The organism is Actinoplanes sp. NPDC051861 (assembly GCF_040681145.1).
GTDB lineage: Bacteria > Actinomycetota > Actinomycetes > Mycobacteriales > Micromonosporaceae > Actinoplanes.
In genome coordinates this window covers 1-16,655 of record NZ_JBFAYE010000031.1, presented here as the reverse complement: position 1 = coordinate 16,655, position 16,655 = coordinate 1, and the positions used below count along the sequence as shown (strand labels likewise).

Annotated in this window: 15 protein-coding genes; 5 read left to right on the top strand and 10 right to left on the bottom strand. The window is 69.7% G+C overall.

What is annotated here, in order from left to right; genetic code table 11:
• Nucleotides 1-3: 3 nt before the first annotated feature.
• A complete protein-coding gene (locus AB0M02_RS43465; protein ID WP_364238375.1) occupies nt 4-1,437 on the bottom strand; it encodes an APC family permease in 1,434 nt (477 codons plus the stop codon).
• Nucleotides 1,438-1,591: 154 nt separating this feature from the next.
• On the opposite strand from AB0M02_RS43465, the gene AB0M02_RS43460 reads away from it, so the two are divergent.
• Both AB0M02_RS43460 and AB0M02_RS43455 read left to right on the top strand, forming a co-directional pair.
• Nucleotides 1,592-2,935, top strand: coding sequence for a glutamine synthetase family protein (locus AB0M02_RS43460; RefSeq protein WP_364238444.1), 1,344 nt, complete (start codon nt 1,592-1,594; stop codon nt 2,933-2,935).
• 13 nt (nt 2,936-2,948) lie between these two features.
• The gene (locus tag AB0M02_RS43455) at nt 2,949-3,458 is read left to right on the top strand and encodes a MarR family transcriptional regulator (protein ID WP_364238374.1); all 510 of its coding nucleotides are present in this window, start codon (nt 2,949-2,951) and stop codon (nt 3,456-3,458) included.
• 362 nt (nt 3,459-3,820) lie between these two features.
• Here AB0M02_RS43455 and AB0M02_RS43450 read toward each other — a convergent pair whose 3' ends face one another.
• From AB0M02_RS43450 to AB0M02_RS43425, 6 genes are read right to left on the bottom strand one after another with little or no spacing between them, the layout of a single operon-like run.
• Nucleotides 3,821-4,534 carry a gamma-glutamyl-gamma-aminobutyrate hydrolase family protein gene (locus AB0M02_RS43450; protein WP_364238373.1) on the bottom strand — a complete coding sequence of 238 codons (714 nt, stop codon included), beginning with the start codon at nt 4,532-4,534 and terminating at the stop codon, nt 3,821-3,823.
• The gene (locus AB0M02_RS43445; protein WP_364238372.1) at nt 4,527-6,002 is read right to left on the bottom strand and encodes an aldehyde dehydrogenase family protein; all 1,476 of its coding nucleotides are present in this window, start codon (nt 6,000-6,002) and stop codon (nt 4,527-4,529) included. The genes AB0M02_RS43450 and AB0M02_RS43445 overlap by 8 nt, the downstream gene beginning before the upstream one ends.
• Nucleotides 5,999-6,850 (bottom strand): fumarylacetoacetate hydrolase family protein, encoded by an 852-nt coding sequence (locus AB0M02_RS43440; RefSeq protein WP_364238371.1) that lies wholly within the window; start codon nt 6,848-6,850, stop codon nt 5,999-6,001. Before AB0M02_RS43440 ends, AB0M02_RS43445 begins: the two co-directional genes overlap by 4 nt.
• A 10-nt stretch (nt 6,851-6,860) precedes the next feature.
• The gene (locus AB0M02_RS43435) at nt 6,861-7,781 is read right to left on the bottom strand and encodes a catechol 1,2-dioxygenase (RefSeq protein WP_364238370.1); all 921 of its coding nucleotides are present in this window, start codon (nt 7,779-7,781) and stop codon (nt 6,861-6,863) included.
• 2 nt (nt 7,782-7,783) lie between these two features.
• Nucleotides 7,784-9,232: an aldehyde dehydrogenase gene (locus tag AB0M02_RS43430; RefSeq protein WP_364238369.1), complete on the bottom strand. Its 1,449-nt coding sequence runs from the start codon at nt 9,230-9,232 to the stop codon at nt 7,784-7,786.
• Nucleotides 9,229-10,026 (bottom strand): acetoacetate decarboxylase family protein, encoded by a 798-nt coding sequence (locus tag AB0M02_RS43425; protein WP_364238368.1) that lies wholly within the window; start codon nt 10,024-10,026, stop codon nt 9,229-9,231. The genes AB0M02_RS43430 and AB0M02_RS43425 overlap by 4 nt, the downstream gene beginning before the upstream one ends.
• 105 nt (nt 10,027-10,131) lie before the next feature.
• Here AB0M02_RS43425 and AB0M02_RS43420 point away from each other — a divergent pair, with 105 nt between their 5' ends.
• Entirely contained in the window at nt 10,132-11,379 is a 1,248-nt protein-coding gene (locus tag AB0M02_RS43420) for a cytochrome P450 (protein ID WP_364238367.1), read from the top strand.
• 17 nt (nt 11,380-11,396) lie between these two features.
• Nucleotides 11,397-12,320: a PDR/VanB family oxidoreductase gene (locus AB0M02_RS43415; protein WP_364238366.1), complete on the top strand. Its 924-nt coding sequence runs from the start codon at nt 11,397-11,399 to the stop codon at nt 12,318-12,320.
• Nucleotides 12,321-12,371: 51 nt separating this feature from the next.
• Here AB0M02_RS43415 and AB0M02_RS43410 read toward each other — a convergent pair whose 3' ends face one another.
• The 3 genes from AB0M02_RS43410 to AB0M02_RS43400 are packed head-to-tail and all read right to left on the bottom strand — an operon-like array spanning nt 12,372 to nt 15,741.
• Nucleotides 12,372-13,217: a geranyl diphosphate 2-C-methyltransferase gene (locus AB0M02_RS43410; protein ID WP_364238365.1), complete on the bottom strand. Its 846-nt coding sequence runs from the start codon at nt 13,215-13,217 to the stop codon at nt 12,372-12,374.
• A gap of 2 nt (nt 13,218-13,219) precedes the next feature.
• On the bottom strand, nt 13,220-14,329 hold the full coding sequence (locus AB0M02_RS43405) for a family 2 encapsulin nanocompartment cargo protein terpene cyclase (RefSeq protein ID WP_364238364.1): 1,110 nt from the start codon (nt 14,327-14,329) through the stop codon (nt 13,220-13,222).
• On the bottom strand, nt 14,329-15,741 hold the full coding sequence (locus AB0M02_RS43400) for a family 2B encapsulin nanocompartment shell protein (RefSeq protein ID WP_364238363.1): 1,413 nt from the start codon (nt 15,739-15,741) through the stop codon (nt 14,329-14,331). Before AB0M02_RS43400 ends, AB0M02_RS43405 begins: the two co-directional genes overlap by 1 nt.
• A 312-nt stretch (nt 15,742-16,053) precedes the next feature.
• Here AB0M02_RS43400 and AB0M02_RS43395 point away from each other — a divergent pair.
• The coding region (locus AB0M02_RS43395) for a Clp protease N-terminal domain-containing protein (RefSeq protein ID WP_364238362.1) at nt 16,054-16,655 on the top strand (602 nt) is incomplete at its 3' end.

Sequence of the window (16,655 nt, the reverse complement as noted above, 5' to 3'; positions counted from 1 at the left end):
TCCTCAGTCGAGGCTGTGCGGGGCTATCACTCGGCGGCGGATGATCCCCAGGATCAGCCCGGCCAGTGCCACCACCGGCACCGAGGCGATCAGCCACACCGCCGTCGTCGCCGTCCCGCCGATCAGCGTCTGGAAGTTCGCGACGATCAGCCAGACCGCCGTGGCGATGCCGGCCGCTCCAAGAATTGGTGCCACCAGGGTGGTGAAACTCCGGCGACCCTTGAAAAACGCGATCACCGACAGGCTGGTGAGGAAGTAGAGAAGCATCATCGCCAGCACCGCCACCCCGCTGAACCACGAGAAGAGCGTCAGCACCGGATCCTTCCCCAGGATCGCGAACGGCATCGTGAAACAGACGACCACCACGGTCTGAATGAGACCGGCGCGCCACGGCGCGTGCCGCTTGTTCAGCCGCGACACCGACGCCGGCAGCACCCGGTCCCGGCTCAGCGAGAACAGATACCGCGTGATCGAGTTGTGGAACGCCAGGATGCCCGCGAACAGTGACGTCGCCAGCAGGATCTCCAGGACCGTCCCGCTCCAGCCGCCCAGCTGCCCGCCCACCGCGGCGAACACGAACCCGGCGCCGTCGCCCGCGTCGAGGGCCTCCCCCGCCGCGCCGACCACCTGGGACGGCCCGTAATAGGAGATCAGCATCCAGGTCACGAACGCGAAGAACCCGGTCACGATCACGACCGACAGGTACGTCGCCCGCGGAACGGTCCGGTGGGCGTCGCGCGCCTCCTCGCCGTAGATCGCGGTCGCCTCGAACCCGAACATCGACGCGATCGCGAACATCAGCGCCACGCCGGGCGCGCCGGAGAGCGCCGCGCTCAGGCTGAACGTCTCGGTCACCGCCAGGCCCTCCGGACCACCGCCCTGAAAGAGCGTGACCAGCGCGAAGACACCGAGCAGGCTGAACTCGGCGGCGACCAGGACGGCCAGCACGCGGGCGCCGATGTCGATGCCGAGGGCGCCGAACACCTGCACGATCGCCATGGTGAGCAGCGCCCAGATCCACCACGGCGCGTCGAGGCCGGTGTACTTGGCGACGATGCCCTGGACGACGACGCCGTACAGGCCGTACATCGCCGCCTGAATGGTGTTGTAGGCGAACAGCGCGACCGCGGCGCTGGAGACACCCGCGTTCTGCCCGAGCCCACGGCCGATGTAGGCGTAGAACGCACCGGCGTGCACCACGTGCCGGCCCATCGCCACGAACCCGATCGAGAACAGCAGCACGATCACGCCCGCGGCCAGGTACGCCATCGGCACGCCGGCGCCGTTGCCGAGCACGATGGCGATCGGGGCGGCACCGGCGATCCCGGTGAGCGGCGCCTGCCCGGAGAAGACGAAGAAGAGGATCCCGAGCACGCCCAGCGAGTTAGGTTTGAGCCGGTCGGGGGCTTGCGGAGGGGTTTCCAAAGAGGGGGTCATGAGCGACTCCTGATCGTTCGGCTACGAACGTTTGGGTCCAAAGAGTGGTCCGCGGCCCCGCCCGTGTCAACGGTTTCCCGTAACCCTTGTCACCGGAGTCGAAGGGCCCTATCGTACGGATCCAAACGACCCAGGGAGGCTCTCCGTGACAGCGATGGATCCCGCCCGTCTCGCCGAGGCGGCCGAGCAGCTGAGCGCGCGCGGTATCGACGTGCTCCGGGTGGGGTACGCCGACCTCACCGGCTCCGAACGCGGCCGCGACCTGCTCGTCGCGCACCTGCCCCGGGTCGCCTCGGCCGGTGTCGCGTTCTGCAAGTCGGTCTTCGCCACCAGCCCGATGGGCGACGTCATCCCGATCGACGGCGGGCTCGACGACGGCCTGCCCGACGTCGTGGCCGTCCCCGACCTGGACACCCTGCAGGACGTGCCCTGGGAGCCGGGCGTCGCGCACGTCATCGCCGACATCCACGACGTCGGCGGCGAGCCCTGCGAGACCAACCCGCGCACCGTGCTCAAACGGGTCGTGAACGCCTTCGAGCAGCTCGGGCTCACCCCGGTGGTCGGGCCGGAGCTGGAGTTCTACGTCCTGGAGCGGGACGCCGGCAGCAGCACCGGATGGCGGCGCTACGGCGAGGCCACCGGCAACGTCTACGTCACCGGCCGCCGCGGCGACCCCTCCAACATCCTGATCCGGAAGCTGCGCCAGCTCGACGCGTACGGCCTGGAGGTCGTCGCCGCCAACCACGAGTTCGCCAGCGCCCAGTTCGAGATCAACCTGTGGCACTCGGCCGCGCTGGACGCCGCCGACCGCGCGTTCCGCTTCAAGACCGCGGTCAAGGAGCTGTCCCGGATGGAGGACCGGCTCGCCACGTTCATGGCCAAGCCGTTCAACGACGAGGGCGGCTCCGGCTTCCACCTGCACTTCTCCGCGGTCCGCCCGGACGGCGGCAACGCGTTCGCCGACCCGGACGGCGAGTGGGGCCTGTCGAAGATCGGCCAGGCCGCCATCGCCGGTGTCATCAAGCACGCGGCCGCCATCGCCGCGCTGAACAACCCGACCGTCAACTCGTACAAGCGGTTCGGCCCGGACACCCTCGCACCCTGGCTGATCGACTGGGGCCTGGACAACCGCAGCGCCATGGTCCGCATCCCGCCCGAGCGCGGCGGCGCGACCCGTCTCGAGCTCCGCCTCGGCGACGCGACCGCGAACCCGTACCTCGCCATCGCCGGCCTCCTCGCCGCCGCCCTGCTCGGCATCCGCGACGCCCTGGCCGCGCCCGCGCCGCTCGACGGTTACGGATACGACACCAGCAAGGCCGCGCTCCTGCCGCAGGACCTGGGCGCCTCGCTGGACGCGCTCGAGGCCGACACCGACCTCATCCACCTGCTCGGCCCCCAGTTCGTCAAGACGTTCCTCGCCTACAAGCGCAACGAACTGGAACGCTTCGGGCGCCACGTCACCGACTGGGAGTTCCGCGAGTACTCCTACCACCTCTGATTACGATCAGCGAATGACGGACCAGTATTCGCTCGTCGCGACCGAGCGGGCCGCCCGCGCCCACATCGAGCAGTTGGACCCCGCGCTGGACTATGAGTCGGCGCAGACGGTCGCGAGCATCTACCGGGCCGCCAACGCCGTCCGCGGTCACGCCACCAACGAGGTCCTGCGCCCCCACGACCTCAGCTGGACCGGTTTCGTGGTGCTCTGGGTCGTCTGGATCTGGGACGGCCTGGAGACCCGCCACGCCGCCGACGCCGCCGCCATCTCGAAGGGCACGCTCACCGGCGTGGTCAAGACCCTCGAATCGCGCGGCCTGATGACCAAACAACAGCGCCAGGACGACCGCCGCCTCGTGGACCTGCGCCTCACCCCCGAGGGCATCGCGCTGATGAACGAGATCTACCCCAAGTTCAACGCCATCGAGGTGAAGGTCGTCGCGGGCCTGTCCAGCAAGCGCAAACAGGACCTCACGGCGAGCCTGCGCACCATCGTCCAAGACATAGAACAACAAAAATCATAAAAGCCATATTGTACGCGCAATCGTGCTCTCCTCCTACACATAACCGCGACCACCTGCACCCTCAAGGCCGCAGCGCCCCTCTCGCGCCATGCGCCCCCTCAAGCGTGTGGAGTTACGCCCCACCACAAACCCGAACTCCCCACACGCCACCGACCCACCCAGGCGTGTGAAGTTGCGCCCCGCTCCGAACCCGAACTCCCCACACCCACCGCCCCACCCAAGCGTGTGAAGTTGCGCCCCGCTCCGAACCCGAACTCCCCACACGTCGCCGAACCACCCCGGCGTGTGGAATCGCGCCCTCCCACAAACCCGAACTCCACACGCCCACCGCGCCGCGCTCAGGCGTGTGGAGTTGCGCCCCGCTACGAACCCGAAGTCCCCACGCTTCGCTGGGCCGCGGCCTCGACGAAGGCGCTGAACAGACGCGCCTGGACCGGGTCACCCGCAGCCGTGTCCTCGGGATGCCACTGGACACCCTGGAACCAGCCCACCCCACCGCTCAGCGCAACCGCCTCGATCGTCCCGTCCTCAGCACGCGCCGTCACCTCCAGGCCCGCACCCAGCCGCCCGATGCTCTGGTGGTGATAGCAGGAGATCTTGAGCCGGTCCGCACCGAGCACACCGGCCAGCGGCGCCCCCACTCCGATCTCGTGCCGCACATGACGGTGATCGCGCCCCAGCACCTCGGTCATGTCCTGCACCAGGTCCCCACCGAGCGCCACGTTCACCACCTGAACACCCCGGCACACGGCCAGCAGCGGCCACCCCTCCCCGATCGCCACCCGAGCCACCGCCAGATCGAAAGCGTCCTGGCTCTCGGAGACGTCATAGAGCGTCTCGTGCACCGCCTGCCCCGACCACCGCGGCGCCAGGTCACCACCACCGGGCAGCAGAATCCCGTCCGCGAAGGCCAGCCGCTCCCGCACCTCGACGCCGGCCGGGTGCACCACGAGCGGCTCCCCTCCGGCCGCGAACACCGCCTCCACCAGCGCCGCAGCCGCCACCTCGGCCCGGTAGCGCAGAGCCGAAGCACTCTCCGAGAACCGCGCCGGAACCGCGATCAGCGGCCTACCCATGGTTGATCCAGACAGTCCGCAGATCGGTGTACTGATCCAGCGCATGCCGCGACTTGTCCCGCCCGCTACCGGAGAGCTTCACCCCGCCGAACGGCACAGTCATATCGCCCTCCTCGTAGCAGTTCACCCACACCGTCCCGGCCCGCATCGCCCGCGACACCCGGTGCGCCCGCCCGAGATCGCCAGTCCAGACCGCCGCCGCCAGGCCGAACTCGGTGTCCCGCGCCATCGCAACCGCCGACTCCTCGTCGTCGAACACCTGCACCGCCAGCACCGGCCCGAACAGCTCCTCCCAAGAAAGAACGTTCGTTCTACCAACCGAGACGACGGTCGGCGGGAAGTACAGCCCAGCGCCACCACCACTACTGCCGGCACACAGTGACCCGCCCTGCGCGAGACCCACTCCCACCCTCTCGCGCACCCGATCAGCCGCGCGCCGGTCGACGAGCGGCCCCATCACGGTCCCCGCCAGAAGCGGATCACCCGGCTGCCACCCCGCCGCCGCCTCCACCACCAGATCCACCACCCGGTCCGCGACCGACCGGTGCACGAGCAGCCGCGACCCCGCCGTACACATCTGCCCCGCGTTGAAGAACCCCGCCCACGCCGCCGTGGACGCCGCGACCTCGAGCGACGGCGCGTCCGGGAAGACGATGTTCGGGCTCTTGCCGCCGAGCTCCAGGTGCACCCGCTTGAGGTTGCTGTCCCCGGCGTATCGCAGGAAGTGCCGCCCCACCGGCGTCGACCCGGTGAACGTCAGCACGTCGACGTCCGGGTGTTCGCCGAGGCGGCGGCCGACGACCGCGCCGTCGCCGGAGAGCACGTTGAAGACGCCCGGCGGAAGGCCGGCCCGCACGCCGAGCGAGGCCACCCGCTGCATCGACAGCGACGACTGCTCGGCCGTCTTGAGCACCACGGTGCAGCCGGCGGCCAGGGCGGGTGCCATCTTCCAGCCGCCGATGGTGAGCGGGAAGTTCCACGGCACCACCGCCGCCACCACCCCGGCCGGTTCCCGGGTGACGATCGCCAGCTCGCCCGGCCCGGTCGGCGGCACCTCGCCCGAGGTCTTGTCGGCCAGCCCGCCGTAGAACCGCAGGCACCGGATCAGCGCCCGCAGCTCGATCTCCCACGCGTGCCGGATCGGCTTGCCCATCTCCAGCGTCACCAGCAGCGCGAGCTCGTCCCGGTGCTCCTCGACCAGGTCGGCCCAGCGCAGCAGCGTCTCGCCGCGCTCGCGGGCCGGCGTCCGGGGCCACGGCCCGTGGTCGAACGCCCGCCGCGCGACCGCCACGGCCGCGTCGGCGTCGGCAGCGCCGGCCCAGGCGAGCTTGCCCAGCACCGACCCGTCCCGCGGGGTGACGATCTCGCGCACATCGGAGGCCGGCCGCTCCTCACCGCCGACGAAGACACCCGAGGGCAGCGAAACCGAGCCGGCGAGCGCGATCCAGTCGACGTCCGCCACGCTCACAACGCCACCCGCGGCTTACGGATGCCGCGGAACTCCCAATCGCCACCCTGCGCCGTCGACAGCACCTCCTCGCTCTCGGTCGGCTGGGCCCCCACGTCCGTCCGCACCTCGACCGGCCCGGAGACGATGTGGTTCCGCAGCGTGCCGAGGCCCTCGACCTCGACCTCCACCACGTCACCCGGGTAGACCGTCCGGGAGATCGCCGGCGTGCCGGAGAGCAGCACGTCGCCGGGTTGCAGGGTGATGGTCCGGGCGATGTCGGCGACGAGGTAGTGCATGTCCCACTTCATCTCGTCAGTGGTGCCGTCCTGTTTGACCACGCCGTTGACCAGCGTACGAATCCCCTTCCCCCGGAAGTCCCAGCCCTCCACGACGCCGGGGCCGAGCGGGCAGAGCGTGTCGGCGCCCTTGACCCGCAGCATCGAGCCGGAGTCGGTGTCCCGGAAGTCGTGCAGGCCGTAGTCGTTGCCGATCGTGTAGCCCCGGATGTAGTCGCCCGCCTCGGCGGGTGAGATGTTGCGGACGGTCCGCCCGATCACGATGCCGATCTCGCCCTCGTAGTTCAGCCACTTGCAGCCGCTCGGCCGGACCACAGCCGAGCCGTGCGCGTTGAGCGCGGAGACCGGCTTGTGGAAGTACGTCGGGGCGGCCGGCAGATCGGTCATCATCTCGGCCACCCGGGACGCGTAGTTCAGGTGGACACAGATGATCTTCGAGGGGGTGACCGGCGGCAGGTGGACGGCGTCGTCGGCCGATGCCGACCGGCCGTCACCGGCGACCAGGGTGTCCCCGTGCCGGACGACGTCCACGGCGGTGCCGTCGAGCAGGATGCGGCGGAACTCTCTCACGGGGGTCCCTTCAGGAGGTCTGGCGGACATAGTCAGCGTCGGTGGGGGTGCGGTGGGGCGGGGCGAAGGGACCGTCGAACCAGACGTGCACCTGGCCGGTGCCGACCGAGTTCTCGTACTCGCCGTAGCGGCGGCCGCGGGCGGTGCAGTCGCCCTCGCCCAGAGCGCCGATCATCATGAGGTAGTGGCCGAACCGGGCCTCCGGCTTGTAGCGGTAGAACTCCGGCATGGTCGCCAGCACCCGGGCGTGGTCACCGGCGTAGAACCAGTCGAGCCGTCGCAGGTCGGCGGCGTACGCCTCCGGACTGAAGATGTGCTCGGGCCCGGCCGCCTCGTGGTCGCGAAGCCGGCGCAGCGGCCAGAACGTGTGCGACATGGCCCCCGAGGCGATCAGCAGCACTCGCCGGTCCGACTCCCGGATCGCGTCGCCGAGTGCCCGGCCGAGCCGCAGGTTGTCCTCGGTGTCCGCGGTCTGGCAGACGCCGATCGAGATCCACCGCTTGTCCGGCAGCCCCTGGCCGAGGAACTCCCACACGTTCGTCGTGGCGTAGAAGATCGGCAGATGGTCGTCGGAGATCGGCGTGATCCAGGTGCTGTGCGAGGGCCCCTTGCTCGCGATCAGGTGGGCCAGTGACGGGTCGCCGAGGAAGTCGTACGGCCGCTGCGCCATGCCACGCGGCAGTTCCTCGGAGGTGAACAGCCCGCTCCGGCGCTCCTGTGCGGTCACCACGAACTCGACAGTGGTCGCCCAGTGCGAGTCCAGCACCACGACGGTGTCGTAGTCGACCGTGTCGAAGACGTCCTTGCGCAGCCGGCGCAACCCGGAGACGAGCGTGCTGTCCTCGCCGTTGTTCAGCTCCCGCCGGGTCTGCTCGGGCAGCACGATGGTGGGTACGTGGGCGATCAGACCGGCGCCGACGATTTCTCCCATGGTCAGAGCCCCTTACCGAAGACGGTGTTCTTGACGTCGCAGTAGAAGTCGAACGACCAGGTGCCGCCCTCCCGGCCGATCCCGGAGCGCCCGTTCCCGCCGAAGGGTGCGCCGAGGTCCCGTACGAAAAAGCAGTTGATCCAGACCGTCCCGGCGCAAAGCCGGGAGCTGACCCGCTCAGCCCGCGCCGCGTCGGCGGTGACCAGTGTCGCCGCGAGACCGAACCGGGTGTCGTTGGCCATCGCGATGCCCTGCTCCTCGGTGTCGAAGGTCTGCATCGTCAGAACCGGCCCGAACACCTCCTCGGTGAGGATCTCGCTGCCCGGCTCGGCGTCGACGAGGATGGTCGGCCGGAAATAGAGGCCGCCCAGCGACGTGTCGGGACCGCCACCGAGCACCGCACGGGCCCCGGAAGCCAGGGCCCGGGAGACGAAACCGGAGACCCGGTCGAAATGCGCCCGGCTGACCAGCGCGCTCACATCGGTGGACGGGTCGCGCGGATCGCCCTGCACCAGACGTCCGGCGCGTTCCACCAGTTTGTCCAAGAAGGAGGAGGCCAGCGACGAGTGCACGATGAGCCGGAACGCGCCCAGGCAGACCTGGCCGGCGTTGTCGAACTGCTCGACCGCCAGATCGACGGCGAGGTCCAGGTCGGCGTCCTCCAGCACGAGCAGCGGCGACTTGCCGCCCAGCTCGAAGGAGAGCGGCACGATGTTGGGCGCGGCGGCGGACGCGACCACCCCGGCGGTCGGCACCGAGCCGGTGAACGACAGCCGGTTGATGCCCGGGTGCCGGGTCAGCGGCGCGCCCGCCTCGGCACCGGTGCCCTGGACGACGTTGAGGACGCCGGCGGGCAGCCCGGCCTCGTGCGCGATGTCGGCGAGCAGCGACGCGGTCAGCGGCGCCCACTCCGGAGGCTTGACCACCACGGTGTTGCCGGCGGCGAGGGCCGGGCCGATCCGCCAGGTGGCCAGCATCAGCGGCGCGTTCCACGGCGTGATGACCGCGGTGACGCCGGACGGGTCGTAGGTGATCCGCTCCCGGAGCCCGCGAATCTCCCGGTCGAGATGCACGAGTTGCTCGGCAAAGTCCGCGAAGTACCGGAAGTTCATCGCCACCCGCGGCATGACTCCGCGCCGGTGTGAGCGCAGCAGCGAGCCGTTGTCGCGGGTCTCGACGCGGGCCAGGTCCTCGACGCGCGCCTCGATGCCGTCGGCCACCCGGCGCAGGATGTCGCCGCGCTCCTTGGGCGTCAGCGCGGCCCAGGCGGGGAAGGCGGCCCGTGCGGCGGCCACCGCCGCGTCGATCTCGGCGGCACCACCGGCCTCGATGTCACCGAGGTGGGCTTCGTCGATGGGGGAGAAATTCGCAAAGGTACGCCCGGACGACACCCGCCGCCCGCCGATCCAGTGCCGGGTGTCGACCGGGACGCCCTCGACCTCGATGATCACGCCTTCTCCTCCAGCCGCGCCAGGGTCGTGCCGCCGTTCCAGACCACGCCGACCTGGCGGTAGTAGCCGCCGATCACCTCGTGCACCTCGAGCCGCGCCAGTTCCTCGGTCGGCGACTCGTAGAGCTTCAGGTCCACATCACCGCGCCAGGCCTGGCCACCGCTGAACTCGGCGGCCCCGGAGGAGATCAGCTCGGCGAACGCATCCGGAGCGCCCGCCTCGATACCCGGGTAGACCCGGTGATGGGCCATCGGATGGCCGTTGACGAAGCCGTTGGTCGCCGACTCCGCGCGCAGGGTCAGCACCGCCTCGGCGAGCCGGCGGTCACCGGCGGCGAGCGTCGCCCCGAACACGCCGCCGGGCCCGATCTGAGGCGCGGCCTGGGCGAACGGGTGCGGCCGGGTCTGCCACATGCTGCCGAGCTTCTTCGGGTACCCCTGGTGGATTCCGCGCGCGACGGCGAAGTCCTTGTCCACCCAGATGAACACGCACCGCGAGTAGGTGCGCCCCTCGAACCGGCAGCGGACGACGACGAACGCCTCCCGGTACTGGGAGCGCACCGGGTCGAGCAGTTCCTCCCGGCTGCCGGAGCAGGACTGCCAGTCGGCCCAGATCAGCGCGACCGCGCCCGGATCCTCCGCGGCGAGGCTCAGCGGCTCGGGCAGCAGTTCCGCCACCCGGGCCGGGTCGGTGCGGTACTCCACGGTCAGCAGATCGCCGGAGTAGTACCAGGGCGGGTTCGGGATCAGGCTCGACGACCCGGTCGCGGTACGCGGAAAGAAGAAGCCCCGCATGTCCGTCCCTTCAATCGTTTGGACCCGTACGATAGCCGCTGACCTTGCCTTCGACAATCCTCGCACCTATCGTTCGTATCCAAACGACCAGACGAAGGGGGAACGATGCACATCCCGGTGCCGCTGGAGGACGTGAACCTCGACGACCTGGACCGCTTCGCGCGTAACGAGGCCTGGGGCCAGTTCGACACCCTGCGCCGCGAGGCTCCGGTGCACTGGACCGAGGAGGAGCGCGGCACCGGCTTCTGGGCGGTGACCCGGTACGCCGACATCACCGCGATCGACCGGGACTCCGAGACGTTCACCTCGATGAAGTTCGTCAACCTGGAGGACGTCGACGACGACCTGCAGGACCTGCGCCGCTCGATCCTGGAGACCGACGGCGCCCGGCACACCGCGCTGCGCAGGCTGATCCAGCGCGAGTTCAGCGCCCGCAACCTGCGCCAGTACGAGGACTTCCTGCGCGGCCTCACCAGGGCGACAGTGGACGCCGCCCTGGCCAAGGGCGAGTTCGACTTCGTCAAGGAGGTCAGCGCCGACTTCCCGATCCAGGTCCTGGCCCGGCTGCTCGACGTGCCGGAGTCGGACACCGGGCAGCTGATCGACTGGGGCAACCAGATGATCGGCAACACCGACCCGGACTACTCCGAGTTCCTGCTCACCGATCCGTCCAGCGACCGGTACAAGCATCTGCCGTTCCGCTCGCCGGCCGCCCTGGAGGTCTTCGAGTACGGACGTGACCTGGCCCGCAAGCGCCGCGGCCAGGACGGCAGGGACCTGGTCAGCGTGCTGGTGAACCGGGTGCCCGAGGACGGCGAGCCGCTGACCGCGACCGACTTCGACAACTACTTCCTGCTGCTCGTCGTGGCGGGCAACGAGACCACCCGGCACACCATCAGCCAGGCCATGCTCGCGCTCATCCAGAACCCGGCACAGCTGGCGATCCTGAAGCAGGACCCGTCGCTGATCCGTGGGGCGGTGGAGGAGTTCCTGCGCTGGGCCTCGCCGGTCTACCACTTCCGGCGTACCGCCACCCGGGACGTGGAGCTCGGCGGTCAGCGGATCCGCAAGGACGACAAGGTCGTCATGTGGTTCGCGTCGGGCAACCGGGACGAGTCGGTCTTTGACGACCCGTACCGGTTCGACGTCACCCGCAAGAACGTCGACCACCTGTCGTTCGGCCGCGGCGGACCGCACCTGTGCCTGGGCAACAGCCTGGCCCGCCTGGAGATCCGGCTGATGTTCGAGGAGCTCATCCCCCGCATCTCGGAGGTGGAGCTGACCGGCGATGTCCGGCGGGTCCGGAGCAACTTCGTCAACGGCATCAAGACGCTCCCGGTCCGCATTTCCTGATGATCGAGGAGTGTGAAATGGACATCGACCTGGTGGTCGTGGACGCCGGTCGCCCCGCGGAGGACGTGGTGACGCTCCGGCTGGCCCGGCCGGACGGCGGCCCGCTACCGGACTGGGCGCCGGGCGCGCACATCGACCTGGTGCTCAGCGACGATCTCGTCCGGCAGTACTCGCTGTGCGGCACGCCGTCCGACGCGGGCGAGTGGCGGATCGCGGTGCTCAACGCCCCGGACGGTCGCGGCGGTTCGAAGGCGGTGCACGATCTGGCGGCCGGTGACCGGGTGCGTGCCCGGGGCCCCCGCAACCACTTCCCCCTCGAGCCCGCCGATCGCTACGTCTTCGTGGCCGGCGGGATCGGCATCACGCCGCTGCTGCCGATGATCAGCGCGGCGGACACCGCGGGCGCGGCCTGGGAGCTTCATTACGGTGGGCGACGCCGTCCGGCCATGGCGTTCCTTCAAGATCTTCAGGGGTACGGGCAAAGCGTGCACGTCAGTCCCCAGGACGAGTGCGGGCTGCTGGACCTCGACACGATCGTCGCCGGATACCGGCCGGGGACGCTCATCTACGCCTGCGGACCGGAACCGATGCTCGCCGCTCTGGAGCAGCGGTGCGCGGGCCTCGAACTGCGGCTCGAACGGTTCGCCGGACAGGCCGTGGACACCGGCGGCGACCGGGAGTTCGAGGTCGTGCTGGAGAGGTCCGGTCAGGAGCTGACCGTGCCGCCCGGCCGCTCGATCTTCGAGGTGGTGCGCGAGGCCGGGGTGAGCGTGCTCGGTTCCTGCCTGGAGGGCACCTGCGGCACGTGTGAGACCGAGGTTCTCGACGGGGAGGTGGAGCACCGGGACACCGTGCTCACCGCGGCGGAGCGGGAGTCGAACGAGTGCATGATGATCTGTGTCTCCCGCGCCTGCGGCAGTCGTCTCACCCTGGACCTTTAAGGGCGTGGCCGGAACGTCCAACCGGCCACGCCCGGCCTAAAGGGAATCGAATCAGATGCGGTCGGCCGCGATCAGCAGGTAGTGGAAGCTTCCCTCCTGGTACGCGGTGAGGAACGCCTCCTCGATGCCGGTGGCCACCGGCGACATGGCCCGCAGCTGCCAGTACGGGATGGTCGCGGCGGTCAGGTCGACCACCTCGAGCGGCACCAGCCCGTTCGCCGCGAGCGCCTTGAAGTACTCGCTGCGCGGGTGGATGTCGCAGGTGTAGTGCTCGTTGATCCGGCTGACCGCCTTCGAGCGCAGCCCGGTCACGTCGTTGGCGCAGCCGGTGATGCAGACGTAGCGGCCACCGAACTTCAGGACCCGGGCGAACTCGTGGTAGAGGTCGCCGAGGTCCACGTACATCGTGGTCTCGTTGGTCCAGACCGCCCGCCGGCTGCCGGCCGGCAGCCGGGTCTCCAGCATGTTCCGGAAGTGGAAGCGGACCCGGTCGGCGATGCCGCGGCGCTGGGCCTGCTCGTTGGCGAACCCGACCTGGTACTCCGAGATGGAGACACCGTCGACCTCGCAGCCGAACCGCTGGTGGGCCATGATGCTGGTCCCGCCGCGCCCGGAGCCACCGTCCAGGATCACGTCGTCCGGCTGGATCGGCCCGAGGTGGTCGAGCAGCAGGTCGGCCTGCGCGCTCTCCAGGCGGTGCAGCTCGGCGATGATCCGCTCGTCGCGGGTCTCCGCCGGGCCCTCCAGAACCGTGGGGTCGTACACACCGACCCCGTAGTGGTGGTGATAGAGGTCGTCGACCTCGCCCAGCCGCAGGTTGACCGGATCGTGCTGGTTCGTGTTCCAGTACTCGGCGACGGACTTCTCGAAGTCGGTGCGCAGAACCGTGGTCGTCATGATCAGCTCCCGTTCTGGTATCGGCCCGTGGTGGCGTGCCAACGCCGGCTCCCGCCCAGCCACGCCCAGGTGTCGGCGAGGAAGCGGCGCAGGTTCGGCGACCCGGTGGCGCTGAGCCCGGCCGCCAGCTCGACGAAGGTGTGCATCAGCTCGTTGTGGATCTCGACGGTGCGCAGGACCGCCTGGCGCCGGCTCAGGCCCTCGTTGGCAACCAGCACCGTGGGCAGGTTGAAGTCGTTCTCCGACTCCCGGGCGCCCGAGTACAGGTCGTTGACGAGGACCGCGGCGTTGCCGGCCGTGGTGAAGGCGCGGCGCACGTCGGGGTGGAAGAACTCGTTGGCCGGCAGCTCGTAACCGGCCAGCACGTCGATCAGGATCATCGGCGGCAGGTAGCTGTTGAGGTGGCGCTGGACGAGGTACTCCCAGACCGGCGGGGTGCGGCGGTTGACGTGCCAGTCCGCCTCCTGCGTCCAGGCCAGGAAGAGGATCGCCATCTGGTTCTGGAAGCGGCCCATCTGCGCCGGGGAGGCGTACCGGGCGAGGTGTTCCATGGCGGTGCGGAACGCCACCGAGATCGGCTGGAGCCGGTGGTGCGCGTCGAGGTCGGTGGCGTACCGCGGGACCAGCTGGGCGGGGTCGACGACGGCGAGGAGGTTGGCGAGCCGGGAGCCGACCACGGCCGGGTCGGCGCCGAGCTCCACCTCGTCGACGTAGTAGTCGTCCGCCGCCCACTCGGCGACCAGGCACTTCGCGGCGGCCACGAGCCGGTCCGGGTCGATGACCGCCGGGTGGGCCAGCATCATGTAGCGGCCGAAGCCGTACGAGCGCAGCTTGTCCAGCCGCCCGGGGTAGATGCCGACCTGGCCGGCCCATTCGACGACACGGTCGTCGACGAGGTCGCCGAGGACCGGGTCGTCGCGGAGTGCGCCCGGGCAGAAGAGCTCGTCTGATTTATCGGATTTTTCGGGTTTTTGGGCAAGGAACGCGCGGGCCGCGGACGTGCCGATGCCGGACGGCCGGTACTGGGCGTTGAGCAGGCGATGCAGCTCGGGCGGGGCCTGGCCGCCGCCGGCCAGGATCGCCGACGCCAGCTCGACGGTCGAGGTGGACATCAGTGGGAGAGTTCGACGTGGTCGAGCACGCCGAGCGCGTCCGGCACCAGGACCGCCGCCGAGTAGTAGGCGCTGACCAGGTACGACATGATCGCCTGCTCGCTGATGCCCATGAACCGCACGTTGAGCCCCGGCTGGTACTCGTCCGGCAGCCCGGTCTGGTGCAGCCCGATCACGCCCTGGTCGTCCTCGCCGACCCGCATGGCCAGGATGGACGTGGTGTGCGTGTCGGTGACCGGGATCTTGCCGCAGGGCAGGATCGGCACGCCGCGCCAGCCCGGGACGGTGTGCCCGTGGAACTCCACCGGTGGTGGATAGATGCCCCGCTTCGTGCACTCCCGGCCGAACGCGGCGATCGCCTGCGGGTGCGCCAGGAAGAACCGGGTGCTGCGCCGCATGCTGAGCAGTTCGTCGAAGTCGTCGGGGGTGGGCGGCCCGCCCCGGGTGTGGATGCGCTGGCGCAGGTCGGCGTTGTGCAGAAGGCCGAACTCCGGGTTGTTGACCATCTCGTACTCCTGGCGCTCGCGCAGCGCCTCGACGGTCAGCCGCAGCTGCTGCTCCAGCTGGTTCATCGGCTCGTTGTAGAGGTCGGCGACCCGCGTGTGGATCCGCAGGACGGTCTGGGCGACCGACAGCTCGTACTCGCGCGGCGCCAGCTCGTAGTCCACGTACGTGCCGGGCAACTGTGGCTCACCGCGGTGCCCGGCGGTCACCGCGATCGCGGCCTCGCCGTGCTTGTTCTGCGGGCGGCGGGCCTTGTCCCGGAAGCGCTCCACGTGCTCCCGCAGTGCCTCACTGCGCGACGTGATCTCGGCGAAGGCCGCGCGCGGCAGGGCCAGGATGGTCACCGCCGTCATCGCCTTGGCCGTGTACTCCCAGATCGGGTCGTCGGCCACCAGGATCTTCTCGCCGAACTTCTCACCGTCGGCCAGCACGCCGAGGCTGACCGGGTCGCCGTACGCCCCGACGCCGATCTTGTCGACCTTGCCGTGCGCGATCAGGTAGAGGTTGTCGGCCACCGAGCCGAACTCCACGATCACCTGGCCGGGCTGGTACTCCTGCTGGACGAACCGGTCCGCGATGGCCCGCAGCACCTCCTCGTCCTCGACCTGGGCGAGGACGGCCAGTTCCCGCAGCTCGACCGGGACGACCTGGACCGAGGCGCCGGTGTTGATGAACGTCAGCCGCCCGTCCCCGAGCCGGTACGTCATCCGCCGGTTCACCCGGTAGGTACCGCCGGAGACCTCCACCCACGGCAGCGCGCGCAACAGCCAGCGCGAGCTGATCTCCTGCATCTGCGGGACAGACTTGGTGGTGTGTGTCAGGTTCCTGGCGGCCGCGGTGCTCAGGCTCTGCCGCTTGTGGTGCTGGTGCTCCTCACGGCTTTCCGAGGACTTCAGGGAACTGGTCACGGCTCAACGCCCCGTTTCATCCGGAATGTGGGCTTACTACTTAAGCCGTTCTATCCCATGCAAAGCGTGTTTTGTCGGTTTTTGCAGATAAAGGCGCATATCAGTTGATCATGAGGCTTTGCCGCGTCGCTTTCGGGTGCGACGGGGCTGGAGTGGTTGGGATAAGCTTCTGGTGGGTGGAGCGCCTGCCTGTGCCACGAGTGGCTGCCCACGTCAACCACGGGATGTGGCCAAGAGTCCACGACTCAGCGTTGGGTTGACCGCCGTCCGTCCGGCGGGTGACGTGGGTGCCCGGGCTGGGGCGTGATGGGCATGTTCGAGCGATTCACCGACCGCGCGCGGCGGGTTGTCGTCCTGGCTCAGGAAGAGGCCCGGATGCTCAACCACAACTACATCGGGACCGAGCACGTGCTGCTCGGCCTGATCCACGAGGGTGAGGGCGTCGCGGCCAAGGCTCTGGAGAGCCTGGGCATCTCTCTGGAGGGAGTGCGGCAGCAGGTCGAGGAGATCATCGGTCAGGGCCAGCAGGCGCCGGCCGGGCACATCCCGTTCACCCCGCGCGCCAAGAAAGTGCTGGAGCTGTCGCTGCGGGAGGCGTTGCAGCTCGGCCACAACTACATCGGCACCGAGCACATCCTGCTGGGGCTGATCCGCGAGGGCGAGGGCGTTGCGGCCCAGGTGCTGGTCAAGCTGGGTGCGGACCTCAATCGCGTACGGCAGCAGGTCATCCAACTCCTGTCCGGCTACCCCGGCAAGGAGCCGCCGGTTCCCGGTGGCGCCCCGGGTGAGGCGACGCCCGCGACCTCCCTGGTCCTGGATCAGTTCGGGCGTAACCTGACGCAGGCCGCCCGGGAGGGCAAGCTCGATCCGGTGATCGGCCGGGAGAAGGAAATCGAGCGGGTCATGCAGGTGCT

What these genes read in the sequence shown, in the direction of transcription:
- AB0M02_RS43465 (WP_364238375.1), bottom strand. Translation starts at nt 1,437, where the DNA reads ATGACCCCCTCTTTGGAAACCCCTCCGCAAGCCCCCGACCGGCTCAAA.
- AB0M02_RS43460 (WP_364238444.1), top strand. Translation starts at nt 1,592, where the DNA reads ATGGATCCCGCCCGTCTCGCCGAGGCGGCCGAGCAGCTGAGCGCGCGC.
- AB0M02_RS43455 (WP_364238374.1), top strand. Translation starts at nt 2,949, where the DNA reads ATGACGGACCAGTATTCGCTCGTCGCGACCGAGCGGGCCGCCCGCGCC.
- AB0M02_RS43450 (WP_364238373.1), bottom strand. Translation starts at nt 4,534, where the DNA reads ATGGGTAGGCCGCTGATCGCGGTTCCGGCGCGGTTCTCGGAGAGTGCT.
- AB0M02_RS43435 (WP_364238370.1), bottom strand. Translation starts at nt 7,781, where the DNA reads ATGGGAGAAATCGTCGGCGCCGGTCTGATCGCCCACGTACCCACCATC.
- AB0M02_RS43425 (WP_364238368.1), bottom strand. Translation starts at nt 10,026, where the DNA reads ATGCGGGGCTTCTTCTTTCCGCGTACCGCGACCGGGTCGTCGAGCCTG.
- AB0M02_RS43420 (WP_364238367.1), top strand. Translation starts at nt 10,132, where the DNA reads ATGCACATCCCGGTGCCGCTGGAGGACGTGAACCTCGACGACCTGGAC.
- AB0M02_RS43415 (WP_364238366.1), top strand. Translation starts at nt 11,397, where the DNA reads ATGGACATCGACCTGGTGGTCGTGGACGCCGGTCGCCCCGCGGAGGAC.
- AB0M02_RS43410 (WP_364238365.1), bottom strand. Translation starts at nt 13,217, where the DNA reads ATGACGACCACGGTTCTGCGCACCGACTTCGAGAAGTCCGTCGCCGAG.
- AB0M02_RS43405 (WP_364238364.1), bottom strand. Translation starts at nt 14,329, where the DNA reads ATGTCCACCTCGACCGTCGAGCTGGCGTCGGCGATCCTGGCCGGCGGC.